General features: G+C 65.2%; 27 protein-coding genes. 8 read left to right on the forward strand and 19 right to left on the reverse strand.

All coding sequences use genetic code 11. From position 1 onward, the window contains the following. The 7 genes from AC1RQC_RS29765 to AC1RQC_RS29795 form a co-directional block, all read right to left on the reverse strand. The coding region (locus AC1RQC_RS29765; protein ID WP_492376717.1) for an ATP-binding cassette domain-containing protein at positions 1-147 on the reverse strand (147 nt) is incomplete at its 3' end. 76 nt (positions 148-223) lie between these two features. Then, the gene (locus AC1RQC_RS29770) at positions 224-907 is read right to left on the reverse strand and encodes a DUF2848 domain-containing protein (RefSeq protein ID WP_416048341.1); all 684 of its coding nucleotides are present in this window, start codon (positions 905-907) and stop codon (positions 224-226) included. Between the two features lie 26 nt (positions 908-933). Beyond that, a complete protein-coding gene (locus tag AC1RQC_RS29775) occupies positions 934-2118 on the reverse strand; it encodes an ABC transporter substrate-binding protein (protein WP_492376716.1) in 1185 nt (394 codons plus the stop codon). 129 nt (positions 2119-2247) lie between these two features. After that, positions 2248-3594, reverse strand: coding sequence for an amidase (locus tag AC1RQC_RS29780; RefSeq protein ID WP_492885490.1), 1347 nt, complete (start codon positions 3592-3594; stop codon positions 2248-2250). Between the two features lie 2 nt (positions 3595-3596). Continuing rightward, complete coding sequence (locus AC1RQC_RS29785) at positions 3597-3977, reverse strand: cupin domain-containing protein (protein WP_416048339.1); 381 nt, start codon at positions 3975-3977, stop codon at positions 3597-3599. 46 nt (positions 3978-4023) lie between these two features. After that, positions 4024-5505 carry a 4-hydroxyphenylacetate 3-hydroxylase family protein gene (locus AC1RQC_RS29790; protein ID WP_492376714.1) on the reverse strand — a complete coding sequence of 494 codons (1482 nt, stop codon included), beginning with the start codon at positions 5503-5505 and terminating at the stop codon, positions 4024-4026. 33 nt (positions 5506-5538) lie between these two features. Beyond that, positions 5539-6084 carry a flavin reductase family protein gene (locus tag AC1RQC_RS29795; protein WP_492376713.1) on the reverse strand — a complete coding sequence of 182 codons (546 nt, stop codon included), beginning with the start codon at positions 6082-6084 and terminating at the stop codon, positions 5539-5541. A gap of 354 nt (positions 6085-6438) precedes the next feature. Here AC1RQC_RS29795 and AC1RQC_RS29800 point away from each other — a divergent pair, with 354 nt between their 5' ends. Continuing rightward, positions 6439-7662, forward strand: coding sequence for an IscS subfamily cysteine desulfurase (locus tag AC1RQC_RS29800; RefSeq protein ID WP_492814951.1), 1224 nt, complete (start codon positions 6439-6441; stop codon positions 7660-7662). 34 nt (positions 7663-7696) lie between these two features. Here AC1RQC_RS29800 and AC1RQC_RS29805 read toward each other — a convergent pair whose 3' ends face one another. Then, a complete protein-coding gene (locus tag AC1RQC_RS29805; protein WP_174428383.1) occupies positions 7697-8239 on the reverse strand; it encodes a MarR family winged helix-turn-helix transcriptional regulator in 543 nt (180 codons plus the stop codon). Between the two features lie 181 nt (positions 8240-8420). Next, complete coding sequence (locus AC1RQC_RS29810) at positions 8421-9317, reverse strand: LysR family transcriptional regulator (RefSeq protein WP_458763698.1); 897 nt, start codon at positions 9315-9317, stop codon at positions 8421-8423. Between the two features lie 153 nt (positions 9318-9470). Between AC1RQC_RS29810 and AC1RQC_RS29815 the strand changes: the two genes are divergently transcribed. The 6 genes from AC1RQC_RS29815 to AC1RQC_RS29840 all read left to right on the forward strand — a co-directional run bounded on the left by AC1RQC_RS29815 (position 9471) and on the right by AC1RQC_RS29840 (position 14047). Then, positions 9471-10301 carry a dioxygenase family protein gene (locus tag AC1RQC_RS29815; RefSeq protein ID WP_492814955.1) on the forward strand — a complete coding sequence of 277 codons (831 nt, stop codon included), beginning with the start codon at positions 9471-9473 and terminating at the stop codon, positions 10299-10301. A gap of 152 nt (positions 10302-10453) precedes the next feature. Next, positions 10454-11158, forward strand: coding sequence for an alpha/beta hydrolase (locus AC1RQC_RS29820; protein ID WP_492885493.1), 705 nt, complete (start codon positions 10454-10456; stop codon positions 11156-11158). A 42-nt stretch (positions 11159-11200) separates the two neighbouring features. After that, entirely contained in the window at positions 11201-11626 is a 426-nt protein-coding gene (locus tag AC1RQC_RS29825; RefSeq protein WP_492370604.1) for a rubredoxin, read from the forward strand. A gap of 81 nt (positions 11627-11707) precedes the next feature. Next, on the forward strand, positions 11708-13366 hold the full coding sequence (locus AC1RQC_RS29830) for an FAD-dependent monooxygenase (RefSeq protein WP_492814959.1): 1659 nt from the start codon (positions 11708-11710) through the stop codon (positions 13364-13366). Positions 13367-13379: 13 nt separating this feature from the next. Then, complete coding sequence (locus AC1RQC_RS29835; RefSeq protein WP_492814961.1) at positions 13380-13604, forward strand: hypothetical protein; 225 nt, start codon at positions 13380-13382, stop codon at positions 13602-13604. Then, positions 13601-14047 carry a MarR family winged helix-turn-helix transcriptional regulator gene (locus AC1RQC_RS29840; protein WP_492370607.1) on the forward strand — a complete coding sequence of 149 codons (447 nt, stop codon included), beginning with the start codon at positions 13601-13603 and terminating at the stop codon, positions 14045-14047. The genes AC1RQC_RS29835 and AC1RQC_RS29840 overlap by 4 nt, the downstream gene beginning before the upstream one ends. 44 nt (positions 14048-14091) lie before the next feature. On the opposite strand, the gene AC1RQC_RS29845 is transcribed toward AC1RQC_RS29840, so the two are convergent. The 9 genes from AC1RQC_RS29845 to AC1RQC_RS29885 all read right to left on the reverse strand — a co-directional run bounded on the left by AC1RQC_RS29845 (position 14092) and on the right by AC1RQC_RS29885 (position 23922). Beyond that, positions 14092-14919 (reverse strand): TetR/AcrR family transcriptional regulator, encoded by an 828-nt coding sequence (locus AC1RQC_RS29845; RefSeq protein WP_492885495.1) that lies wholly within the window; start codon positions 14917-14919, stop codon positions 14092-14094. 95 nt (positions 14920-15014) lie between these two features. Further along, entirely contained in the window at positions 15015-16277 is a 1263-nt protein-coding gene (locus AC1RQC_RS29850) for an MFS transporter (RefSeq protein ID WP_492885548.1), read from the reverse strand. A 29-nt stretch (positions 16278-16306) separates the two neighbouring features. After that, positions 16307-17062 (reverse strand): maleate cis-trans isomerase family protein, encoded by a 756-nt coding sequence (locus AC1RQC_RS29855; protein WP_492814965.1) that lies wholly within the window; start codon positions 17060-17062, stop codon positions 16307-16309. A gap of 28 nt (positions 17063-17090) precedes the next feature. Then, a complete protein-coding gene (locus tag AC1RQC_RS29860; protein WP_492370610.1) occupies positions 17091-17555 on the reverse strand; it encodes an acyl-CoA thioesterase in 465 nt (154 codons plus the stop codon). Next, positions 17552-18709, reverse strand: a complete 1158-nt coding sequence (locus AC1RQC_RS29865; protein WP_492885550.1) for an FAD-dependent monooxygenase — start codon at positions 18707-18709, stop codon at positions 17552-17554. The genes AC1RQC_RS29860 and AC1RQC_RS29865 overlap by 4 nt, the downstream gene beginning before the upstream one ends. Positions 18710-18717: 8 nt before the next feature. Continuing rightward, a complete protein-coding gene (locus AC1RQC_RS29870; RefSeq protein ID WP_492370612.1) occupies positions 18718-19590 on the reverse strand; it encodes a VOC family protein in 873 nt (290 codons plus the stop codon). Position 19591: 1 nt separating this feature from the next. Further along, positions 19592-21292, reverse strand: a complete 1701-nt coding sequence (locus AC1RQC_RS29875) for an AMP-binding protein (protein WP_492885497.1) — start codon at positions 21290-21292, stop codon at positions 19592-19594. 86 nt (positions 21293-21378) lie between these two features. Next, positions 21379-22566 (reverse strand): alpha/beta fold hydrolase, encoded by a 1188-nt coding sequence (locus tag AC1RQC_RS29880; protein ID WP_492828627.1) that lies wholly within the window; start codon positions 22564-22566, stop codon positions 21379-21381. 288 nt (positions 22567-22854) lie between these two features. Beyond that, positions 22855-23922 (reverse strand): porin, encoded by a 1068-nt coding sequence (locus AC1RQC_RS29885; RefSeq protein ID WP_492885499.1) that lies wholly within the window; start codon positions 23920-23922, stop codon positions 22855-22857. A 359-nt stretch (positions 23923-24281) separates the two neighbouring features. Here AC1RQC_RS29885 and AC1RQC_RS29890 point away from each other — a divergent pair, with 359 nt between their 5' ends. Beyond that, a complete protein-coding gene (locus tag AC1RQC_RS29890) occupies positions 24282-24746 on the forward strand; it encodes a DUF4126 domain-containing protein (RefSeq protein ID WP_492370615.1) in 465 nt (154 codons plus the stop codon). Positions 24747-24881: 135 nt separating this feature from the next. On the opposite strand, the gene AC1RQC_RS29895 is transcribed toward AC1RQC_RS29890, so the two are convergent. Beyond that, positions 24882-25145, reverse strand: a complete 264-nt coding sequence (locus tag AC1RQC_RS29895) for a hypothetical protein (RefSeq protein WP_492370616.1) — start codon at positions 25143-25145, stop codon at positions 24882-24884. Positions 25146-25440: the final 295 nt, after the last annotated feature.

The following is a 25440-nucleotide window of genomic DNA, read 5'->3' on the forward strand; positions in this document are numbered from 1 at the left end:
GCAGGTGGTCTTGCCGGCGCCGTTGGGGCCGATCAAGGCATGGATGGAGCCGCGCCGCACCTTGAGGTTGACGTCGCACACGGCGGTGAAGCCGCGGAACGACTTGGTCAGGCTGTGCGTTTCTAGTATGGAATCTTCGTGGTGCATCGCTTTGTCGCTTTTGGCATGCATCGGGAATACGGGTCTGGCAGGCGGATCCGGCCAGCGGATCCGGCCAGCAGCCCTAGCCGTGGACGGGCAACGTTTCGACCGCGTACGCGTGGTGCAGCGAGCGGGCGAGAACCGGATCCTCCAGTTCGATCTCGAAGCGATCCGCCATCCGGATGCCGCCAATGGCCGCCAGCGTGCCGCACAGCATGGCGGTACCGTCGTCAAAACTGCCGCCGTGCTCCGCAAACCTGTCGAGCAGGTCCTGGGGCGAACGCATTGCCGTCACCGGCCCCTGCTGATACAGCACGCGCTCGCCGTCGATGGTCGCGTAGGCGCGCAGGATAAGCTGGTCCCAGTGCTTGACGATGTCGGCCAGGCGCCATAGCACTTGCGCGCAGGGCTTGTCGCACATCTGCTTGGACACCGTGATGCCATAGGTCTCCACCTCCCGGTCGGTGTGGTCCGAGGCAATGCCAACATAGATCTCGCCCTGGTCCTTGAGCAGCAGGAACTCCACTTCGCCGCTGCTGGCATTTCCGCTGACCTGGATCGCTGGCTGCGATTGCAGCCGCTGCGCCGCAACCCGGTAGAAGACCGGGGTCGCCGCTGGCCGCTTGACGCCCAGTGCTTCGAGCTCGCGGATGTGTTTTTCCATTGCGTCGGCATCCCTACCCGTCCAGCCCGCGATGACGAGCTGCTTGACGGTCACAACGCGCTGCCACCTGCCGGTGCGTGTCTCGATATCGAATGTCAGCATGATGATGTCTCCGTGGTTGCGAATCGTTATTTCTTGAGCAAGGCGCACTTGCTGGCAGCGATGGGCCGGAACGCCTCGCTGGCTGGAATGACCTGCTTGATCTTGTAGTAGTCCCAAGGTTTCCGGGATTCCTGCGGGCTCTTGACCTCGACGAGGTACATGTCATGCACCATCAATCCGTCGGCACGGATCTTTCCATTGGTCGCAAAGAAATCGTTGATGGGACTGGCCTTCATCTTCGCCACCACCGCATCGGTCTCGTCTGTCCCCGCGGCCTGGACCGCCTTCAGGTAGTGCATCGTTGACGAGTACACGCCGGCTTGCACGAGCGTGGGCATCTTCCGGGTCTTCTCGAAGAAGCGCTGCGACCACGCGCGGGCCGCGTCATCGCGGTCCCAATAGAACGAGGTGGTGAGCATCATCCCTTGCGCCGCTTGCAGGCCGAGGCTATGGATGTCGCTGATGAACATGTGCAGGCCCGCCAGCTTCTGCTTTCCTGCGCCGCCAATGCCGAAGTCCCGGGCGGTTTTCAGCGCGTTGACGGTATCGCTGCCGGCATTGGCCAGGCCGATCACCTTGGCGCCCGACGCCTGGGCTTGCAGCAGGTAGGACGACAGGTCGGGGGAATTGATGGGATGCTTCGCCTTGCCGACGATCTTCCCGCCTACCGAGGCCAGGGCGTCCGTCGCGTCTTTCTCCAGGGATGCGCCCAGCGCGTAGTCGACCGTCAGGAAGTACCAGCTGTTGTCGCCCCCTTTTGCCAGCGCCTTTACCGTATTGGCCGCAAAGGCATAGGTGTCGTAGGAATACTGGATGGTGTAAGGCGAGCAATCCTCGTTGGTCAGCCTTGTCGTGCCGGCGCCGCTGGCAATCACCAGCTTGTGCTTGTCCCTGCCCAGGTTGGACACCGCGAGCGCTACCGAGGACGGCAAGACGTCCTGGATGACGTCGACCTTCTGGTTGTCGAACCAGTCGCGCGCGATGGTGCCGGCCACGTCGGTCTTGTTCTGGTGGTCGGTGCTAACCACCTTGATATCGGATCCCAGCACCTTCCCGCCGAAATCGTCCACCGCCATCTGCGCCGCCACCAGCGACCCTTTCCCGCCGATATCGGAAAAAATCGACGACATATCCGTCAGGACGCCGATCTTCACCACGCCGTCGCTGATCTTGCCCGGCTGTGCCGCGGCAATCGCCGAAAACCCCAACATCGTGCCAGCCAGGAACACTGGCTTGAATCGAAAGCGAAACATGTTCTCTCCTCTCCATTGCTGGACTGCTAGAAGCCGCGACAAGGTTTTGTCGGCGGATAATGCGGCTACAAGGCGGCCATAGAGCGCCTACATCTCGTGGCTGCGCAGGATTTCCTCGATGCCCATGCCGATGCCGAGCAGTTGCCGGTCCGCCATGGGCGGCCCGAACAGCATCAACCCGACCGGCGCATCGCCCGCCTCATGGCACGGCATGCTCACGGCGCACAGGTCGAGCACATTGGCGATGGCGGGGTTGCGCAGCAACAGCCGGTTGACACTGAAGAACGCAGCGTCATCGGCCAGATCGGCAATGCGTGGCGCCACGATTGGCACGGTCGGCAGCACCACGGCGTCGAACCCCTGCATTTCGCCTTGCGCCTCCCGGCACAACGCCAGCCGCCGGGCGCGCGTGCGCAGGTAGTCCGCGGCGCTCTGCTGCTCGCCCATGCGGATACGCGACAGCACACGCGGGTCATAGCGATCGCCCAGCGCGGCAACCCGTTCGGCATGCCACGCGCTTGCCTCCGCCGCCACCAGGCCACCGTTGATGCTCAGTTCCGGCAACGGGTCCCAGCTATGGAAGGCCACGTCGCGCAGCACGGCGCCCGCTGCGGCCAGCCGCCCGAGCGCACGCTCATAGGCGCTGGCCACCTCGGCGCAAAGCCCGTCGAGCACTACGTTCCTTGCCACGGCCAGCCGAAGGCCACGCACCGGACGCGCTGCCACCGGCTCATCTGGCTCGCCCGCCATGACCCGGTCGAGCGCGGCGCAGCAGGCAACCGTGCGCGCCAGGCCGCCGATCGAGTCATAGCTGGGCGACAGCGGTACCGTTCCCTGCAGCGGCACCCGGCGCGCCGTGGGCTTGAACCCCGCAATGCCGCAAAGCGCTGCGGGAATCCGGCACGAGCCGCCCGTATCCGAGCCGATCGCGGCCACGGCCATGCCGTCCGTCACTGACACCGCGGCCCCGGACGAGGAACCACCGGGAATGCGGCCAACCCCACGCTCGAACGGATTGCGAGGCGTGCCGTAGTGCGGATTGATGCCAACCCCGGAATACGCGAACTCCGTCATGTTGGTGCGCCCGACAAAGACCGCGCCAGCCGCGCGCAACCGTGCAATGGCGAGCGCATCCGCCGTGGCAACCTGTTCAGGCAACACGCACGCACCGGCCCGCGTGACGTCGCCCTGCACGTCGAACAGGTCCTTGACCGAGATCGGCAAGCCCGACAGCGGCCCGGCCACGCCCTGCCCGCGCAACATGTCGCTTGCCCTGGCCTGCTTCGACGCGGCCATGCTCACGCCGTGCGGGAAGACGCGCTCGCCCTCCCCGCCGGGATTGCAGGCGCGCTCGACACAGCCCGCCAGCAAGGACGCCGCGTCGGCGGTGCCCGCAGAGAGCTGGCGCATCACGGAATCCACGGTCGCCAGCATGATCAGGCCGGGTCGAAGTAGTGGATTTCCAGCAACATGCAACCCGCGTTCGACTTGAAGGGCCCGTGGAAGGCGCCCGGCGGACGGCATGCATAAGTGTGCGGATCGAACGCCTGCCCGCCCTCGCCCTGTTCGTCGTTGCCGACGGTCAGGTCGCCGCTGAGCAGATACACCTCCTCCCAGTAGCGATGCACGAACGGCGCGGTAGTGAATACACCGGGCTGGAAGCGCAGCAGGCGGGTGCGGCTGCCGCGGCCGCCGCTTTCATCGAGCGAGCCGGACAGGATCTTTTGCTGGATGCCCGCGGGATAGCCCGCAGGCACCTCCCAGCCGCTCGCCAGGTCGATGGTGTGGAACTCATCGTGAAGCTTGTTGATCGCCATGGTTATCTCCGTGTGTGGCAATGAATGTCAGAGCACCGCTACCCGCTCAGGCGGCGCGTGCCAACTGGCCCAGCTCCGCGCTGAGCGAATAGCTGTCCAGGATGTTGTCGACCAGGCCGGTGGCCTTCTTCCAGTCGTAGGTCCGATAGGTGTGGCCCTTGGTCACGAAGCCCGCGCCCGCATAGAACATCTCGTATTGGTTGTGGCGCGATGCAAACTCGGACCCCACTGCATCCCATGCCAGCTTGAAGAACTTGACGCGCTCCTCCGGACTGCAGGCCGAAGATTTCTGCGTCTTCTCGATGATCCTGGCCAGTTCCGGGTTCTCGAAATCGCGAAGGCTCGACGGCAGCATGATCATCCCGCCGCCCGCCAGCTCGCGCAGGGTATTGAGCACCTTGGCGTAGAGCTGCTGGGTGATCACCTGCGAGCCGTACAGGAGGTTGCGGTCCGGCATGAAGTAGCCCCGCTCCATGCGCCCCTTGGATTCCATGCCATAGACGAAGGCCTCCACCATCCCCGCCTCGGCGGCGAGCTGGCCCAGCATCTCCCTCACCTGCGGGAAGCCGTTGGTGCCGTTGATCTCGGTGATCTTCTGCGCGATGCCTACCAGGAAGCGCAGCTTCACCATCAGCCTTACCTGGCACTGGTAGTTCTGGTAGCTATGGGCCGGCGTGGCATGAAACTGCTTGGCGCACATGCCGACATCGCCCGCGATGAAGACGCGCTCCCATGGCACCTTGACGTCGTCGAAGTAGAGCACCGCATCGTTCTCGTCGTAGCGGCTCGACAGCGGGTTGTCGAACACCGAAGTCGCGTTGGCTTCGTACGACTTGCGCGACATGACTTTCAGGCCCTTGATGTTCATGGGCACCGCGAACGACAGCGCGTACATCTCGTCGCCCTCGCGCAAGGGCTGGATGCAGCTGCAGAACACCTCGTTGGCCATGATGCCGCTGGTGGCCAGCATCTTTGCGCCGCGCACCGTGATGCCTTCGGCATCCTGGTCGACGATGCCTACGGCCAGGTATTTGTCCTCCTGCTCGTGCGCCGCCTTCGACTGGTTGGCTTGCGGGTTGACGATGACGTACGTCAGGAAGAGATCGTTGTCCCGGGCGTACTTGTAGTACTCGCGCAGGGCGCCGGCCCGCGCCCGGTCATGCTGCTCGAAGACGTCGATCCCCATATACATGCCGGAGATGCAGGACGCCACGTGATCCGGCGAGCGGCCCATGAAGCCATAGTGCAGTTCGGTCCAGGCCTCAAGCGCCATCCGGCGCTGGACCAGGTCGTCATAGCTCTGCGGCAGTTGCCAGATCCGGCTCACGCGGTCGCCGGTGTCCGGCGACTCGAATGTCATCTTCTCGATGTTCTCCGGGCGTGCCTGAAAGTCGTAGAGGTTTGCGTAACTCCGGATCGAGTTCCGGAAGGCGGCGTGCGTGGTGACATCCGTCACGCGCTTGCCGTCGAGGTAGACCTCTCTGCCGTCACGCAGCATCTCGATATGCTGGCTACCAGTCTTGACCATGTCTTCTCTCCTAAATACGTAGCGGTTGTTGATTCACACGGGGGCTGCAGGCGACTTTTCGAGCGCGCGATACCTGCCTCCGAAAAAGACCAGTGGCCTGCCGTCGGGCCGGGCCTGATGGCGAATGACGCGTCCGATGAAGATGACGTGGTCGCCACCGTCATGTTGCGCATATGGCTCACACTCGAACGTGGCGAGCGCATCCGGCAGTAGCACCGGGGCTTCGCCACCCTGCGCCGCCAAGCCGATGCCATCCCATTTGCCAGAGTTCGCCTTGGCAAAACGGTTGGAAATGTCTTGCTGGCCTTCCTCGAGCACGTTGACGGCGTACCGGGAGGTGGAACAAAGATCCTCCAGGCTCAGGCAACGCCGATCCACCGAGAACAAGATCAGGGGCGGATCGAGCGAGACCGAGTTGAACGACGCCACCGTGATGCCAACCGGTACCCCTTCTTTCCGGGGCGCGGTGATCACGGCCACTCCGGTGGCGAACATGGCGAGCGTGCTTCTGAAGCGGCGCTGCTCATCGGCACCAGCCTCGGAATCCACTTCGCGCTTTGCATAGGTTTCGGCCATCATCCCTCCTGTACAGAATCCGAGCCGCGGATCATTCCAACACGACCCATCGCTCACTTGTCTTTGTTTTTTACCTTTGTAACTTAGGTAGTATTGAATGCTATTGGAGTTTGCAATTCAAGCTGGTGAAAACCCTTGGATGGTGCCTGCGGTGTTGGCGCTCTCAGTGCGCCGAAGCCTGGATGCCCTGCCGTGCCCGCACGCGGGCGCAAGCGCGCTCAACATCCATTTATCTTTGTAACTTACGTATTAATAAATGCTACTATTGAACGGTATTTGAACCAACACAAACCCTGTGACGGACCCTGCTCCCCGCAGGGAAACAGGTGCATCGACACGATTCAGGAGAACAAAGCAATGCAAGGCGAACCCACTGCGGCCCCCATCTACATGGACTACAGCGCCACCACGCCTGTCGACCCTCGCGTTGTCGACAAGATGGTGCCGTTCCTGTACCAGCACTTTGGCAATCCCGCTTCACGCAGCCATCGCTACGGATGGCATGCCGAACAGGCCGTGGAGACGGCGCGCGAGCAGGTTGCGGCACTGCTGAATGCGGATCCCCGCGAGATCGTCTGGACGTCAGGCGCGACGGAAGGGAACAACCTGGCGCTCAAGGGCGCGGCCCATTTCTACAGCGGCAAGGGGAAACACATCGTTACGGTCAAGACCGAGCACAAGGCGGTGCTCGACACTTGCCGTGAGCTGGAGCGCCAGGGCTTTGAGGTCACGTACCTCGACGTCGGGGAGGATGGCTTGCTAGGCCTTGACGCCCTGCGCGCGGCGCTGCGTCCCGACACCATCCTGGTATCCGTGATGATGGTCAACAACGAGATTGGCGTCATCCAGCCGGTTGCCGAGATTGGCGAGCTATGCCGGGCCAAGGGCATCCTCTTTCATTGCGACGCCGTGCAGGCCGCCGGCAAGATCCCCATCGATCTCGAGGCGCTCAAGATCGACCTGCTGACCGTGACCGCGCATAAGGTGTACGGGCCCAAGGGCATCGGCGCGCTCTACGTCCGGCGTAAGCCGCGCGTGCGCATCGAGGCGCAGATGCACGGCGGCGGGCATGAACGGGGCATGCGATCCGGTACGCTGGCAACGCACCAGATTGTCGGCATGGGTGAGGCTTTCCGCATCGCCAGGCTGGAACTAGCCGAGGAATCGCGCCGGGTTGCAGGCCTGCGGGACAGGCTGCTGGCCGGGCTCAGGCAACTCGACGAGGTCTATGTCAACGGCAGCATGGCCAGTCGCATTCCCCATAACCTCAATGTCAGCTTTAACTTCGTTGAGGGGGAGTCCCTGATCATGGGCATCAAGGGCGTGGCTGTTTCCTCCGGCTCGGCCTGTACATCCGCGTCGCTTGAGCCGTCTTTCGTGCTCCGCGCACTAGGGCGCAGCGACGAGCTGGCGCACAGCTCGATTCGCTTTACGCTCGGGCGGTACACGACCCTGGCGGAAGTGGAGCAAGTGATTCAGATGTTGCTGGCCACCGTCACAAAGCTGCGCCACCTCAGCCCGCTGTGGGACATGCATCGCGAAGGCATCGACATCGGCGCTATCAAGTGGGCGGCCCACTGACCAAGCTAGCCGCGGCGCGCCTTGGGGTGAACGGTCACGCTTTTTGCTGCCGCGCCAGAAGATGCGCCAGATCGAGCGCGGCGCGATCCCCGTTGACAACAAGGCGATCCACTACCGAGCACAGCACCTTGAACTCCGTGCGGGTGACGCCCTCGAAGAGGACGTCGTTGATGCGCTGCTGCACGGGAGTCAGCTCATTCAGGAGCCGGGAGCCAGCCACAGCTACCGTGAGCAGCATCTTGCGCTTGTCTTCGGGGTGGGCTTTCTTGTCGATCAGCCCGAGCTTCTTGAGCTTGCCGGTTTCGACGGTAACGAATGGCCCGCTCAAATGAAGATGCTCCGCCAATTGGTTCACCGTCACTTCGCCCTGTTGCGAGAGATGTGCAATGGACCGTATCAAGGAGTACTGGACGCCCGTCAGGCCGATCAGGCTGCCGAACCCGTCGCGCACGGAAAGCAGGCGGGCGGCAAACGGCAGCAGGCCGCTTACCAGGTGCCGGAACTCACTATCCGAGCCGTCGACCAGGCAAGCCGGATTGGTGATCGTCAGCGCCTTGCCCTTCGTGTTAGTTGCCATGCCTTATAGACTCCCTTATCCCGTTGCTCTGTCAGTTGCTCTGTCAGTTTCTTTGCTAGTTGCTCTGCTAGCCAAGGTATTAGCTAGCTAATTTAGCTTTTTGCAAAATACTACACACACATGGCATTGCGCTAGCTTTCGCGCAGCTCCCGCCTCATCCGCCCCCCCTACCCCCTACGCCCTAACCCCAAGACACATCCCGAAACGCCTCCACCAGGAAATCCACCAGCCGGCGCACCTTGAGCGGCAACTGCTTGCGCGTCGGATACACGGCGTAGACGCCGATCTCGATCGCGCGGAACTCGGGCATCAGTTCCACCAGGTCACCGCGCCGCAAGTCGTCCTGGAGCATGAAGCTCGGCTGCAGCATGATGCCGCCATGCGCCAGCGCAATCGCGCGGCACGTGTCGCCATTGTTGGAGTACACCCGGGCGCGGGTGCTCACGCTGACCTTGCCGTGCGGGCCATCGAACTGCCATTCGTCGCGCCCGGACCAGTTGGTGTAGGCCAGCACGCGGTGCTCGGCCAGTTCATGCGGATGGGTTGGCGCGCCGTGCTGCGCGAGATAGCCAGGCGACGCGCATAGCACCATGCGGGTTGCGACCAGTTTGCGGCTGATTAGTGCGGAGCTTGGCATGTCGCCAATGCGCACGGCAAGGTCGTAGCCTTCGTCGACCAGGTCCACCACGCGGTCATTGAGCGTGATATCGAGATCAACCTGCGGATACGCTGCCATGAAAGCGCTCCAGAGCGGCGCGAGGTGCAAGATGCCAAACGTGAGCGGCACGTTGATACGGATCAGCCCGCTGGGCTCCTGCGTGCGGGACGTGATCTCGGACTCGGCATCGTCCAGCGCCGCCAGCACTTCGCGTGCGCGCTGGTAGAAAATGCGCCCCTCCTCGGTCAGCGACAGCCGGCGCGTGGTGCGCTGCAGCAGACGCACGCCCAGGCGCTGTTCCAGTGCATCCACATGGCGCGAGACCGCGGCCTTGGACATGCGCAGGCCCTCGACCGCGCCGACAAAGCTGCCGGCGTCGACCACGGCGGTGAATACGGTCATTTCCAGGGCACGGTCCACGGGGTTGCCTCGGCTCCGGCTTATTGTCTCGATAATCGGGACTATATATCACACTTAAGGCAGTTTATCGCCACCACATGAATCAATAGACTAGCAAGGTTCCCTATGTCGTTGCACGCCGCGGGTTTTCCCGTGGCGACCGGAGATTCCGAGATGTCTACCGCACTTCCCGTTCTGTTTGTCTCCCATGGCGCGCCCACCTTCGCCATCGAGCCGGGCCTGGCCGGCCCGCAGCTCACCGCGCTGGGCCGCGCGCTGCCGGTGCCCAAGGCGGTGCTGGTGGTCTCGCCCCACTGGGAAACGCGCGGCGGCGTGCGCGTGACGGCAAGCGCGCAGCCCGAGACCATCCACGATTTCGGCGGCTTCCCGCGTGCCTTGTACGAGATCCGCTACCCGGCGGCCGGGCATCCGGCATTGGCCGAGCGCGCGGTGGCGCTGCTGGCGCAGGCCGGGTTCAACGCCGGGCTGGATCCGCAGCGCGGCCTGGATCACGGCGCCTGGGTGCCGATCCGCCACCTGTATCCCGATGCGCAGGTGCCGGTGTTCCAGGTGTCGCTGCCACAGCCGCTGGACCCGGCCGGCGCGCTGGCGCTGGGCCGTGCGCTGGCGCCGCTGCGCGAGCAGGGCGTGCTGATCGTCGCCTCCGGCAGCATGACGCACAACCTCCATGAATTCCGCGGCCATGGCGGCGGTGATGCCCCGTACGTGGCAGCATTCACGCAGTGGGTGCGCGAGGCGGTGCGCAGCGCCATGCGCACCGGCGACTCGCAGCCGCTGATCGATTACCGCCGGCTGGCCCCGCACGCACAGCGCGCGCACCCGACCGACGAGCACTTCCTGCCGCTGCTGGTGGCCATCGGCGCGGCCGAAGCGGGCGAGCCGCTGGCGGTGATCGACGGCGGCATCACCTACGGGATCTTGTCGATGGAATCGTATGTGCTTGGCCAGTTCCGGCCGCTAGCCGCGCAGCCCATTGCGGCCTGATCCCCTGATCCCCTGATCCCCTGATCCCTTGATCCCTTGATCCCTTGATCCCTTGATCCCTTGATCCCTTGATCCCTTGATCCCTTGATCCCTTGATCCCCTGATCCCCTGATCCCTTGTCTGATCCCTTGCTCACAGCCACGCGAGACGATATGAACACCACCCGCAATGAAATCGGCCCGTTGGCCGAAGATCCCGCGACCGGCCTGCGTTATCGCTTGCGAAGGGCGCAAGCGGATACGGCCGCAGCCCCTGCCGCGCGGCTCCTGCTGCTGCACGGCGTAGGCAGCAACGAGGCCAGCCTCGCGCCAGTGGCCACCCGTATCGACCCGCGCGTGGAAGTGGTGCTGGTGCAAGGCCCGCTCACCTTCGGGCCCGGCCAGCATGGCTTTTTCGAGGTCAGCTTCGCCGGTGGCGCGCCCGCCATCAACGCAGCCCAGGCGGAGCGCAGCCGCCAGCAGCTGATTGCCTTCGTCCGCGCCCTCCATGCGCAGGATGGCGCCCTGCCCGCGCGCACGGTGATCGCCGGCTTCAGCCAGGGCGGCATCCTCAGCGCCAGCGTTGGCCTGAGCGCGCCGGCTGACGTGGCCGGCTTTGCGGTGCTGAGCGGGCGCATCCTGCCGGAGATCGAGCCGCACCTCGCCCCGCGCGAGGCCCTTGCCGGGCTATCGGCCTTTATCGCGCATGGCGAACTCGACAACAAGCTGCCCGTCGCGTGGGCCGAGCGCGCGGACCAGTGGCTGGACGCGCTGGGCGTGCCGCATCGGTCGCGGCGCTACCCCATTGGCCATGAGCTGACCGCCGACGTGGTAGCCGATTTCCAGCAATGGCTCGCCAGCGTGCTTTTTCCTGTCTAATCCTTACCTGCACAAAAACCAAAGACCCCGCCCCCTGATCGCATGTACAAGAAAGGCACCGCAGTAGAGATCCAGTTTTCCCCGAAGCGCCTGAACGACGGCGCAGGCGATCCGTACTGGATCGACCTGACCACGGAAGAGGCGCAGGCGCTGCTTGCCCTGTTGCAGGCGCGCCTGGCGCCCAGCGGCGAAGCCACGGCGGCGCCGCTTGTCTTCAGCCTGGACGAGCCAGAACAAGAGAAGCCCGCCGCGCAGCCGGAAGCCCCCGTCGCGGCAAAGGCCGCATCCGCTGCCACCGACGCGTTCAAGCAATGGGTGTGCATCATCTGCGGCTGGGTCTATGACGAAGCCGCGGGCCTTCCAGAAGACGGCATCGCACCCGGCACCCGCTGGGAAGACATCCCCGACGACTGGCGCTGCCCGCTGTGCGACGTGGGCAAGGAAGACTTTGCGATGGTGGAATTCTGATCGGGCCCAGGTAATTTGGTTGCGTACGCAACCAAATTGGACTATCTTGAACTGGTTGCGCACACAACCAGGAGACAAGACATGTACCAGCGCGAAGCGCACGCCGCATCCCTGCCGGTGCTGCACCCCGGCGGCACGGATTCTCCGCGCCAGGTCGTCATCGCCGGCGGCGGGCCGGTCGGGCTGGCGGTGGCGCTGGCCCTGGCCCGCCACGGCATCCCCAGCGTGGTGCTGGAGGCGGACGACGGCACCTGTGAAGGCAGCCGGGCCATCTGCATCTCCCGGCGCTCGCTGGAAATCCTCGATGCGCTCGGGGTGGCCGCCCCGGTCCTGGACAAAGGCCTCGCCTGGGCGGGCGGCCGCAGCTACTACCGCAACGAGCAGGTGCTGCACTTCACCATGCCGCACGAGCCCGGGCAGGTCTTTCCGCCCATGGTCAATATCCAGCAGTACTACATCGAGCAATACCTGCTCGACGCCATCGCCCGCTACCCGGACCTGATCGAAATCCGCTGGCAGAACCGCGTTACCGCCGTCACGCAAGACAGCAAGGGCGTGACGCTGGCAGTAGCCGCGGGCGACCATGCCTACACCGTGCGCGCGGACTGGCTGGTGGCAGCCGACGGCGGCCGCAGCGCCGTGCGCGATGCGCTAGGCTTGTCGTTGCGCGGCATGCAGTACGAGGGCCGCTACGTCATCGTGGATATCGCCATCGACGCCCCGCGCGAGGTCGAGCGGCTGGCGTGGTTCGATCCGCCGTCCAACCCCGGCTCCACCATCTTGCTGCACCAGCAGCCGGACCAGGTGTGGCGCATCGACTACCAGGTCGGCGAGCACGAGGATGCGGAGCAGGCCGTCAAGCCGGAGAATGTGCTGCCGCGCGTGGCGAGCCACCTCAAGATGATGGGCGTGACCGCGCCTTGGGCGCCGCTGTGGATCTCGATCTACAACGCGAAGTGCCTCACGCTGGATAGCTACGTGCACGGCCGCGCGCTCTTTGCCGGCGACGCCGCGCACCTGGTGCCCATCTTTGGCGTGCGCGGCCTGAACAGCGGCTTCGACGATGCCTTCAACCTCGCCTGGAAGCTTGCCCTTGCCGTGCGCGGCAAGGCCTCCCCCGGCTTGCTGCCCTCCTACTCCACGGAGCGTGTGGCGGCGGCGCGCGAGAACATGCGCTTCGGCGCGAAGAGCACGGAGTTCATGGCCCCGCCCTCGCCTGCCTTTGCCTTGATGCGTGAAGCCGTGCTGGGGCTATCGGCGGCGCACGCGGAACTGCGCTCGCTGATCAACCCGCGCCAGACCAGTCCGGCGGTCTTTGCCGACTCGCCCATTGCCGCGACGGACGACCCTGCCTTCAAGGCCGGTCCGGCGCCGGGCGCCACGCTGCCTGACATGCCGCTGGTCGGCCCGCACGGCACGCCGACTTCGCTGGTCCGCTGCATCGGCAAAGGCTTCACCGCGTTTTGCTTCGCCGGCGCCGGCCAGGATCTGGACGACGCCGTGCCCGGGCTGCGCCAGCTTTGCGACAGCGGCGTCGAACTGGATTGCCACCTGATTGCGGGCACGGCGCCCGCGGCGGGACGGCTGGCCGACCCACAGGATGCCGTGCGGCGCGCACTGGACGGCGTCGACGGTACGCTCTACCTGGTCCGCCCGGATGGCTACGTCAGCGGCCGCTGGCGACAAGCCCGCGCCGGCGATGTGCGAAACGCCATCGCCCTTGCCATGCAGATTGACTAAGCCGGAGAACCCTATGCAAACGACCATGAGCCCGACCGAACTCGATGAAATCTACACGGCGATGTGCTACCGCATGACCGCGCTCGGCGAGCAAAACACGCCGCTCTACCTGGCCCGCGTGGCGCTGCTGGCGCTCAGCCGCCATGCCGGCTTTGCCGATGCGACGCGATTGCTCGATGAGGTCTCGCACAGCTTCGAAGCCACGGAGGCGGACAACACGCCGGGCCGCGCATCATGACGAGCCCCAAGCTGTCCCTCTCCGACTTCGCCACGTACCGCCTGCACCGCATCGTCAAGCAGTTCGACCGCGGCATCGCGCAGGCCTATTCGGAAGCGCTAGGCCTGTCGCTTAGCGAAGCCAGGACGCTCGCCGCCATCGGCGAGTTCGGCCCCTTCCTGGTCATCGACCTTGCGCGCTTCGCCAACCTGGACAAAAGCCAGGCCAGCCGCGCGGCCGATCACCTCATCAAGCAAGGCCTGGTCAGGCGCGAGCCATCCCCCACCGACGGCCGCGCGGTGCTCATTTCGCTGTCCGCCGAGGGCAAGCCGCTGTTTGAGAAGATCATGCGGATCGCCTCCAGCCGGCACGAGACGCTGATGTCCGCGCTTTCCCCCCAGGAGCGCGCGGTGATGGAGCTCGCGCTGGGCAAGCTGCTGGCGCAGGCGGAGGCGATGCTGTAGGGCTGCCTGCGTTGCGCGCCGGGGGCTTGTGCAGGCGCCCCTCGTCAGGCCTTCTTGACGCGGGGCTTGCGCGGCGTGGCGGCACCGCTGGCCACTGGAATGGCGGCAAGGCCTGCACCCAGTTTCCATCCCTCGATGCCGTCCAGCGTAATGCGCAGCCCTTCCTCGAACGCTATCTCCGAGCTCAGCCGAGAGAACGATTTGCTGACAAAGCGGGCGCCGGGATATTGCAGCGGCGACACGGACTCCAGCTTGTTCTCGATGAAGGCCTGGTGGTAGGCCGGCAACTGGCGGGAAGCCTCCGCCATGCTGGCAGACACAAGGTATTGCGCCAGCAGGTGATAGCCAAGCGCGACTTCGTCCGCGTTGAATCCACCTTGCATGATGGCCGACGTCATGCGGTTGAAAAACTCCATCCCGTAGTCGGTCTCCCCCGGCTGCACATCCTGGAACAGCCGGAAGCGGTTGTGCGAGGCCACATAGATGCTCACACCGGGGTTTTCGATCGCCACCTGGAAACTCAGCCGCGCGAAAGACTCCACGTCGCGGCGCCAGTCCCCGGTGAGCGACGAGAGCCGGCCCAACCGCTGCCGGTAGTAGTCATTCAGCACGCCTGAGACCAGTTGATCCCGCCCGCCCAGGTAATAGTGGATGAGCCCGGGCGCCACGCCAAAATCCTTGGCCAGCTGGACCATGGAGATCTGGTCCAGCGGCATGGTCTTCGTGAGTTCAATGGCGCGCTGCAGGATGGCGACCCGGCTCAGCGTCGCCTCCGCGCCGATCGGCGAGTCCGTCTTGGGCGGACGGCCCCGGCGGCGCGGCATGGCGGGAGGGGGTTCGGCTACGGTGGCGGTTTTCTTGGCGGCTGGCATAGGTCAGTGGCGGATCGGCACAGGTGGCGCGGCTTGATAATTGCGCCCGTGCTAATTCTACCTGTCAACGGGCCGGGTCCGGTCCTGACACGTGCTCAAGAGCCGGCGGCCGCCGGCGTCGCGGCCGGCAGTTCGCCCGCCCGGAGGTACCGGCCAAGGGAAAGCGTCAGCGCAGCGGCCAGCAACAGCATGCACGACAGTGCCAGCAGCGGCGCATCGTAGCTGCCATAGCGGTCGAACCAGGCGCCGAGCCCGATCGGCCCGAGCACCGCGCCAAAGCCATAGCCGGAAAACGCAATGCCGAACAAGGCACCAAAAGAGCGCAAGCCGAAGTACGAACGCACCAGGTACGAGATCAGGTCGCCTTCCGCACCGATGGTGAGGCCAATCAGCGTGGTGGCGAGCAGCAGCGCCTGGTAGTCATGCGCCGAGCGCAGCAGGAAGATGCCCAGCGCGCCACCGCCGAAGAACACGCAGGCGACGAATGGTGCGTGGATCCGGTCGATCAGCACGCCGGTCAGGATGCGCCCGATCAGCAGGCCGATGCCCACCATCGAGGCGCTGCGCGCTGCCTGCGCCGGGCTGAAGCCCCGGTCGGCAAACATCGCCGGCAGATGCGGCCCGAGCGACAGCGTGGCGGAGGACCCCAGCACGAACACCGCCCAGATGGCCCACAGGCGATAGCTGCGCAGCGCCTCGGCGAACGGCATGCCGTCAACCACCTGGCCGCGCGCGGCGCCCTGCGCCCTTCCCGCCGCCTTGCGTTCCCGCAACAGCGAGCACGCCAGCAAGGACAATACGATCGACCCGGCGCCCAGCACCACATAAGCAGTGCGCCAGCCATAGCCGGTCACCAGATACTGCGCGGTGGCGGGCATCAACACGGTGCCGGCCCCCAGCCCGCACATGGCAACGCCAAGCGCCAAGCCGAGACGGCGGTCGAACCACTGCGGCAGCACGGCGAGATAGCCGAGCACCGACGTGGCCGCGCCGAACACACCTACCACCACGGACAGGCTGACCCACATGGCCTTGCTGCCGTCCTGCAGTGCCATGCACGCCGTGGCGATGCCGAAGACCACCGCGGACACCGAGATCACGCGCCGGATGCCGTAGCGGTCCATCATGGTCCCGACCAGCGGGCTAACCACCGCCAGCCCGAACATCGAGGCCGCGTAGGACAGCGACGCCTCCGAGCGGCCCCAGCCAAACTCGGCGGCCAGCGGGCGCACGAACACGCCGGCGGTGGCATTGAACAGCGGCGCATAGCCGGCCAGCATGCCAAACGCCGCACCCAGCACTACCGCGATATAAGGCCAACGTCCAATCCGGGACGCCGTTCCATGGGTTTCTTGCATCATGTCGTCTCCTCGCGCACTAACGGCCCTTACACCAGCCCGGTCTTGCTGCCGAGATATGCGCCGGCATCCGGCGCCACCGCTTCGAGGCCCAGGCGCCGCATCATCTGCCGCGCCGTGCAGACGGCCGTGGAGGTGACGGGCACGCCCAGCGCCAGCTGCGCGCGCTCAATCGCCGCGAACGACGGCATCTGCACGCAGGCGGACAGCACCACCGTGTCCACGCCGGCGGTGTCCAGGCGCTTCACGTCCTCCAGCAACTGCAGCGGATCGCGCTCGCCGACCTCCAGGTTGTCGAGGATCGAGAAGTTGATCGCGTCCTTGACCTCGATGCCTTCGCTTTCGATGTACTCGACCACAGTGCGCGTCAGCGCATCGCTGTAGGGCGCCATCAGCGCGATGCGCCTGGCGCCAAAGTCCTTCAGCTCCTCGACCAGCGCGCCGGCCGAGGTCATGATCGCGGGCTGGTAAGGTGCATCGGCGATGGCCGCGCCAAGGTCTTCAATCACTTGCCGGTGGTAGCCCTTGCCCATGCACATCGTGGCCACCAGGCAGGCCGTGCTCATCACATCCACGCGCGCATCGGCAAGCTCCAGCGCGCAGCGGCCCATGTCGCGGTTCATGCGCTCCAGCTCATGCGCCACCACGCGGTGCATGCGCACGCGGCTGGAGTGAAAGGAGAAACGCTGTGGCAGTTGCTGCATGCGCCCGGCAAAGATGGCGGGCACTTCGCGCTCCATCGTGATGTTGGAGCTGGGAACGATCTGGCCAATTCGGTAATTCATCTTGGGTTCGCTTGTTCGCTTGTTCTCGTTAAGTCTGGGGCTCTGCGGCCGGCTTGCGCAGGAACGTGCTTAGCGCGGCGCGCAGGGAATCCGGGATCGGCGTACCCACGCGCTCGTCCAGCCGCACGCAGATCGGGGAAAACACGGCATCGAACACCGGCGCGCCGCCGGGGCGCCTGGCGATGCAGCGGATGTCATAGGAGCGCGTACGGATGGCTTCGACAAAGCACTCGATGTCGATCACGTCGTCCGGCCACAACGTGCCGATGAACTCGAAGCGCATCGCCTTGCACGGCGTGCCCACGCCATGCGCGTCGCCAAGCCGCCCCGCTCCGCCGGCCATGTGGTCGGCAAACAGGCCAACCGCGCCCAGCAGGTAGTCGGTGAAGCGGCCCGTGTACACCACGCCAGCGGGATCGCAATCGCCCCAGCGCACGGTACGGCGCACCACGAACGGCCGCTCGCTCAGCACGTATTCGGTGGCACGCATCATGGCTGCGGCACGGTGAGATCGGTGACGCCCGCGGCGGCCAGCTCGGCGATCAGGGTCGGATACTGTTCACGCAGCCGGTTCACATCCACGCGGCCGGTGCGGGTCATGAAGCGGTAGACGAACTCATGCGGCGTTGCCACGTTCATCCATTCGCGGATACGCTCGTACCAGTTGTACGAAGCCTCCGAGGCGCGGATGAGCTTGGCCTTTTGCGGTCGGCGCACCTCGTCGTAGCACTGCAGCGCCGCCGGCACGTCGCCGGGGAAGGCGACGATAGCCTCGGCCAGCGCGATCGCGTCTTCCATGGCGATCCGGGTACCCGAGCCGATCGAGAAGTGGGCGCTGGTCAGCGCATCCCCGATCAGCACCTGGTTGCCGACGTGCCAGGTCTGGTTGATCACGACCGGGAACTGGCGCCAGTTCGAGTTGTTGGAGACCAGCTTGTAGCCACCCAGCTCCGCGCCGAACACCGTCTCGAACAGGGCCTGGCGCGCCTCGTTGGACATGGCGTCCATACCGAAATCCTGCCAGGTCCGGTGGTCGCACTCAGCCACGAACGTGCTCATGGAGTCCGAATACGGGTAGTAGTGCGCGACAAAATAGCCGCCCTCGTACTGCCGGAACACCAGGGACGGATTGGGGAACGCCTTCTCCACGCCGTACCAGGCAAAGTGGTTGGTCAGGTTGTGGCGCGTGGTGCCGAAGCCCTCCTCGTTGGACGCCCGCAGCAGCGAGTTGACGCCATCGGCGCCCACGACCAGGTCGGCTTCGATGGCCGAAAAGTCGCTGATGCGCTTGTTGTACGTCACGCGCACGCCGAGTTCGCGGGCACGCGCCTGCAGCACCGACAGCAGCTGGATGCGAGGAATCGCGCCGCCGCCCGCGCCGGGGCGCTTCATGGTGATCGGTGCCTCGTGGCTCACGATGGTGTGCCGATCGCTGAAACGCATCGCCTTGGCGAGTTCGTCGACCACCGCTGGGGATGCGGCGCGCAGGTTGGACAGCCCGGTGTCGGCGAGCACCACACCGAAGCCGAAGGTGGCGTCCTCCGGGTTTTGCTCGTAGATGTCGATCTCCACCGATGCCAGCCGCTCCTTGAGCAGGATGGAGAGGAAGAGCCCGGCGGGGCCGCCCCCGATGATGGCGACGTTCATTGCGGCTTTCATTGCGCCTCCTCCGGGGAAATCACCAGCGCGTCCATATCGAACTGGACGATGCGCCCGACCAGGCCGCCGGTCAGCGCGCCGTACCAGACTGCCGGCTTGAAGCCTAGCGCCTTGCGCCGGAAGCGGATCTGCGGATTGCCGTCGATGCGCACATAGCCGTTTTTCAGCGAGGTGGTGGCATAGCCTTCGGTAGTACGCGCCACGCCGATCAGCGCGGCAAACTCCGGCACGTCCAGCACATAGACCGATGCCTTGCCAGCCTGCTCCGGTGCCGTGCCGATCTGCGCGGCCTTGCGTTGCCAGACCGGCTCGATGGACGTGAAAGCCGTGGCGGCGTCCGCTGCCTGCTCCAGCTGCATGGCTGCCTCGATGGTCAACGCCGCGTCAAGCGCATCGGCCTCGCTGAACGGGCGCAGTTGCCAGGTGATCTCGATCGGATAGCCGTTGGGATCGTTGAAGTAGATCGACTCGATGACCTCGTGCCGGATCTGGTAGCGCACCGGAATGCCGACCGCTTCCACGCGCTGCCGCCATTCCAGCAGCTCTGCTTCGTCGCGCACGCGCCAGGCGGTGTGCGTGGCGCGATCCTGGTAGTGCTCGCGCACCGCCAGCCAGTCCGGCCGCTCGGTGCCGATGTAGTAGAAGAAGGCAATGGTGCTGCTGTTGCCGCTATCGAAGAAGAAGTGCAGGAAATCCGCATGGTTGTCCGGGCCCCAGCCCTTGGCCGAGATGGCGTGGACCAGCGGCAGGCCAAGCAGGTCGCGGTAAAAATGCACGGTCTGGGCCAGCTTCCAGGTGGGGCGCGCCGTGTGATGCACGCCATGCAACTGCACGGACGGCACGCCGACAAGGTGTTTCGCTTCGGTCATTTCACTTCCCTTCGGTTACGGTGTTGCCGGCCGTCTCGGCCTCGAGCAACTGGATGATCTGCTGGCGCAACAGCACCTTGCTGAGCTTGCCGGATGCGGTCAGCGGGAACTCTCGGACGACCTCCAGCCGCTCTGGCCACTTGAACTTGGCCAGGCCGGCTTCCTGCAGGTATTGGGTCAGTTGCGCCAGCGTGAGGTCGCTTGCGGGCGGCTTGGGTATGACGAAGGCGCACACGCGCTCCCCATAGACGCGGTCGGGCATGCCCACCACAGCGCAGGCCAACACGCCCGGGTGCAGGTTGACGACGTTCTCCAGCTCCTCGGCATTGATCTTCTCGCCGCCGCGATCCACCACATCCTTGATGCGCCCGAAAAAGAAGTAATAGCGTTTGCCGTCCACCACGCGCGACGTCATCAGGTCGCCGGAGCGGTAGAAGCCGTCCGCGGTGAAGCGCGTCTGGTCCTCCTTCTCGGATTTGTAGTAACCGCGGATGGTGTAAGGCCCGCGGAACAGGGCCTCGCCGGGTTCGCCGTCGGCCACGGGATCCTCCGTGCCCGGTGACACGAGCTTGACCTCGTCATGCGCCGACACCGGGCTGCCGACGGAGGTGTCGCGGATCTCCTGCGGGTCATCCTTGCGGGCGAACATGATCACGCCTTCGGTCATGCCGAAGATATGGTGCGTGGGCGAGCCCGTCAGGCGGGTCAGGCCCGCGGCGTTCTTCGGCGCGATGAAATTCCTGCGCGCCCGCGCGCCGGCATCCGACTGCGCCAGTTCCGGCGCAATGCGCGTGAGGATCGGCCCGGCCACGCTGAACCAGGTAGGCTGGTAATCGCGCACCAGGCCGCGCAGGTTTTCCTCGCTAAGATCCGGCGTGACCGTCAATGTGGCGCCGGTCAGCAGGAACGGGCCGAAGAAGCAGCCCATGTTGAGGTTGTGCATGTACGGCGTGGGGAAGAACAGCACGTCGTCCTTCGTGTAGCCATTGCACGCAGCCACCGCGCGCATGTTGTAGAGGTACTCGCTCTGGAAGCGCGGGATGATTTTAGGCACGCCCGTGGTGCCGCCGGAGAGCTGGAATACGGCGGCCTGGAAGGGATCTAGCTTCACGCCCGCCAGGATCTCGCGCGCGTGAGCCAGCGGCATCTCTTCGATCAGGTCGGCTAGCAACACCGCGCTGCCACGACGCTCGCCACGTGCTTGCAGGATGATGGAGAAACTCGGCACTTCGGCCTGCATTTCCTGCGCGAAAGCCACGTCGTCGAACTTGGCGTCATCGCCCTGCACGACATGCAGGCGGGCTTCGCAGAGATTGCCGAGGTAGCCGATTTCCAGCTTGCGGAACGCCTGGAGGGAGCAAAGCGGAATGATGCCCGCCTTCAGGCAGCCCAGGAACGCCAGCAGCAGCTCATTGCTGTTGCCGCACTGGAACACCGCGCGATCCAGAGGCCGCAGGCCCAGCGCCAGCAGCGCAGCGCCAAGGCGCTCGGTCTTCTCGTCCAGGTCGCGGTAGGTCAGCCGGCCTTCCGGGCCGACCAGCGCGAGCCGGTCCGCATGGGTTTTAAACGACGCGCGAAAGGCCCCGGTCAGCGTTTCTTGCGTCAGCACGCCGTCGGCAACATAGCGCCGTAGCCGGTCCTCGTCGGGATACCTGACCCCCGCCAGCAATTCCGGGGGCCGTACCGATTGGGATTGCATCATGTCTCTCTACCCTTGCTTGTCTGTTTTCTGTTGTCTGTTTTCTGTCAGCGCGCCGCGTTGGCCTGCGGCGCACGGGATGACTTTACTTACACCATCAGCTCGCGCAGCCACTCGACGATGTGCGCCCCGGCGATACGCTGGCCCGGCTCCTCGTCGCGGCTCAGTGCCATGCCATGGTGATTGCCCCGCACGCGGATATGGCGCTTTTCCGTGCTGCCGATCTGCGCGTAGATGGACTCGATATCGGCCGGGAACGTGCACTGGTCGCCGGTGTATTCCAGCAGCAGCGTGGGCTGGTGCACCGCGCCGATGGTCTTGTCCAGCGATGCGTTGGAAGTCAGGCCCGACCAGGTCGACAGCCAGGACTGCGGCGTCACCACCCGTGCGAAGCCAACGCTGCCCCAGTTGGAAACAAAGGGGTCCTTGCCCCACAGCGTGCCCGTTTGGCGGTCCGACGGGTCCAGGGTGATGTCCCAGGACCGCAGGTCAGCGTCCGTGCGCCAGACGTGGAAGATGGGCGCATGCGCGGCCACACGCCGGTCCAGCTCGCTGCCGGCGCCTGCCTTGATGCGCTGGCGGGCGGCCTGCTTGCGGCGCAGCAGTTGCCTCGCGTGCTCGTCGATCCGCTTCACCCGCTCTTCCTGCGCGGCGCTGTAGCGCGCGACAAAGTCCGGCGCATAGCTGCCGCGTCCACTCGCGGCGTCGAAGCCGTTCGCCGCGGAGAACGGATCGAGCGACGCATCGGTTTGCATCGGGTCGTTCTCGTCGACCACGGAGGGATCGAGCCCGGTCATCAAAAGCTTGCCCTGCCCGGGATGCGGAGAGATCAGGATCATGCCGTCAACCGTGGGCATCTGCAGCTCGGCCAGGTTGGTCGGACGGCCACCCGGGGTCCGCGCGATGCGCTGCGCAGCCGGCGCGAGCGCCTGCTGGTTGTAGAAGGTGTACAGCGAAGCGCCGCCGGAATTGCCCAGCAGCACGATGCGCGCAAAACCCAGCTCGCGCAGGTGCGTCATGCCTGCCGCCACGTCGAACAACGCGATCTCATGCTCCAGCCGCAGGTCGTTGCCGATCGACCGGGGGCCCTGCACCCAGCAGGCGCAGCCGGCGTCGAGAATGAACGGCACGAGATAGTGCGTGATCGCCATCTCGCGGGGGTGCATGATGGAAACGACGGTCTTTTCCTTGCCGGTCGCCGTGAAGAGAAAGCCGAGCGTGCGCTGGCCGTCCGCGGTACCCAGCGCATAGGGGACCATCTGGTAAGGACGCGTCATCAGTCGTGCATCCCACGACGCGCCACGCATGCCCGCTGTTACCTGTGCCTTGTTCTGCTCCGTCACGGCGCCTCCTTTGATTAAATGCTACCGTCTCAATAATTTAGACATTATTTGAGTGCATGTCAATTAATGGTAAACCTTGCCCCACCGCTACGCAGCCGGCGCCCGGCCATGAACAAAAAAGCGGCTGCATCGTCATATCGACGGGCAGCCGCGAAGAGCCAGCGTTAGCCGCACGGGAAAGTGCCAGATGTGCCCGGCGACAAGCGCGCTAGACGCCGCCACTCAAAAGCTGTGCCGCAGGCCCACCACCGTGCCAAGCTGATTGGCGCCAGGGACGATCGAGCCGTCGTAACCGTTGGCGCTAAGCGCGGAGCCGCCGCTGTTCTTTGTGTAGGAGGCCGTTAGGTAGGCATCGGTACGCTTGGAGAACCGGTAGTCGACCGACAGCACAAAGGAGATCGGGTCCTTGGCCGAGGTGCGGTCATTGGTCTTGTACACGGCGCCGGTCAGCGCAACGGCCGGCGCCAGGTTCCAGTTCACGCCGGTCCACATCAGGTCCGTGCGCGACATCGACGCCAGCAACTGGCTCGCCAGCCTGCGGTAGCCCAGATAGATGCTGACCGCCTCCAGATCCACCGCGGCCGTCCCGACATAGCGACGCTCGGTCTTGCCGGCCGTCGCGGCGCTGTTGCCATTGAGCTGGTCATACACGCCGCCCACGCGAAAACGGCCGGCCTGGTAGGTAAGGCCCGCGCTCATGTCGCGCCCCACGCGGCTGTTGCCCGGCACCTCCGAACCGTTGGCCACCGTGGAGTCCACCCCGAAGCTATACAGCGCCGCTACGGTCAGCCCGCCAAACTTGCCGGTGTACTTGGCCGCGTTGTCCACGCGACCCGCCAGCCAGCTGTCGTGGCTGAACGACGAGTACTTCGGCGCGAAGAACATCGGGTCGAACGAGATGACCAGGTCGAACATCAGGTTGTGATGCCGGCCCAGCGTGAACTGGCCATACGTGCTGCTGTCGAAGCCGACATAGGCCTTGCGTCCAAAGATCCGGCCGCCCTGCGAGGACACTCCGGTATCGAGCATCATGCCGCCTTCCAGCACAAAGACACCCTTCAGGCCGCCACCGAGATCCTCCACCCCACGCATGCCCCAGCGGCTGCCAGCAATGTTGCCGGAAGTCATGCGGAACAGGCCGTCCCCCTGCTTTGCCGCGTTCGGCACGCGGTTCAGGTATTCGACGCCCGCGTCCACCACGCCATACATCGTGACGGACGACTGGGCGTGCGCCCGCCCGTGGGTCAGTGCCGCCAGCGTGGCCGCGGCCATGGCCAGTGCTTTCTTCATTGCTCCTCCTTGATCGGGTCTGGTCCGCGAGCTGCGATCGGCCCGCGGGCTATCGTGCCGTTGCCCGACAGGCGGCCTCGGCAACGGATGCCTTCCCGTTAAATTGATATAGACTCAATAAATGTTATTGTTTTTTGATTCCATATCAAATAATGGTTTTCCCGATGCCGAGGCACCTAGGGAAGATGCAACTCAAGTCCCCGGCGAGCCCGCGTCTTCTTGCTCGGGCGCTTGCTTCGCCATGCGCCGCTGGCATACTCGCCATGTGGGTTAGCGCACGTGCCCACGCACGGCCCGGCCTTAAGCTCACCGCGTCACAGCCATGCCACCGTTGTCAGCCTTGATTGAGGACAGACGCCATGACCCTGTACGTGCTCTCGCTTTTTATCGGCATCGTGGCTGGCCTGCGCGCCATGACGGCGCCTGCCGCCGTCAGCTGGGCGGTCCACGCGGGCTTGCTGGATCTGTCGGGCAGCTGGCTTGCCTTCATGGGCTATCGGTTCACGCCATGGGTCTTCAGCGTGCTGGCCGCAGTGGAGCTCATCACCGACAAGCTGCCCGGCACGCCGAGCCGCAAGGTGCCGCCGCAGTTCGGCGCGCGCATTCTCTCGGGGGCGCTGTGCGGGGCCACGATCGGCGCGGGTGGCGGCATGCTGGTGGGAGGCGGCGTTCTTGGCGCCGTGGGCGCGGTGATCGGCACGCTCGGCGGCGCGGCTATGCGCGCGCGCCTTGCGGCGATATTCGGCAGGGACCTGCCGGCGGCGGTCATTGAGGACCTGGTTGCCGTCATTGGCGCGGCGGTCATCGTCCTGTCGCTGGCTTAGAGGCCATTTCAAAACGATGCTGGCGTCGTCGCGCGGCCTTGGCCGATCCGCTTGTACTGTCTGCGGCCGCGCGCCTGGCCAGAACCGCTTCGCTTCATCTTGAAACGGCCTCTTAGGCACCGCCGCCAGCTGGTCCTACAACGGATCGACCAGGCTGCGCACGACCTCCGCCAGGCGGGCCGCGCGTGCGCGCCCCTTCGCGTCCAGGCCAAGCGCGCCACCCGCGGCCAGCGCCTGCAGGCCAAAGGCGGCGTCGGTCATGTCGCGCCATGAGGGGTGGTCGGCGTGCATGGCCTCCAGCGCCTGCGCGCCAGCCGCCAGGCGCGCCGGGTCAGGCTGCTGGCCGGCCGCCAGGTCTTCCAGTACCGCCGCTGCGTCGAGCAAACCCTTGCGGTCCATATCGGCATCTCCCTCTCAAACTTAATGGCAAATTGACGGTCCCGCAGTGCATTTTTTTGCAGGCCCGGCGATGGGTTTCGCTGCGGTTGGCGACACGCCGTGGGCGGCGCCGACCCAAACGATATGCGCGGACTTTCACCCCTTATTCACTCAATTGGCCCCAGGCCCACGCCGCTACGATCTTGAGCGTGAAGAGTGAAGCACACGATCGGGATTACCCCCTGGTTTTCGGTCGATGCGCACATCTTCAGCGCGAAACGAGGACAAGATCGGCGCCCACAGCCGACAGATCAGC

It is taken from the genome of Cupriavidus sp. GW822-FHT03E04, from assembly GCF_058801495.1.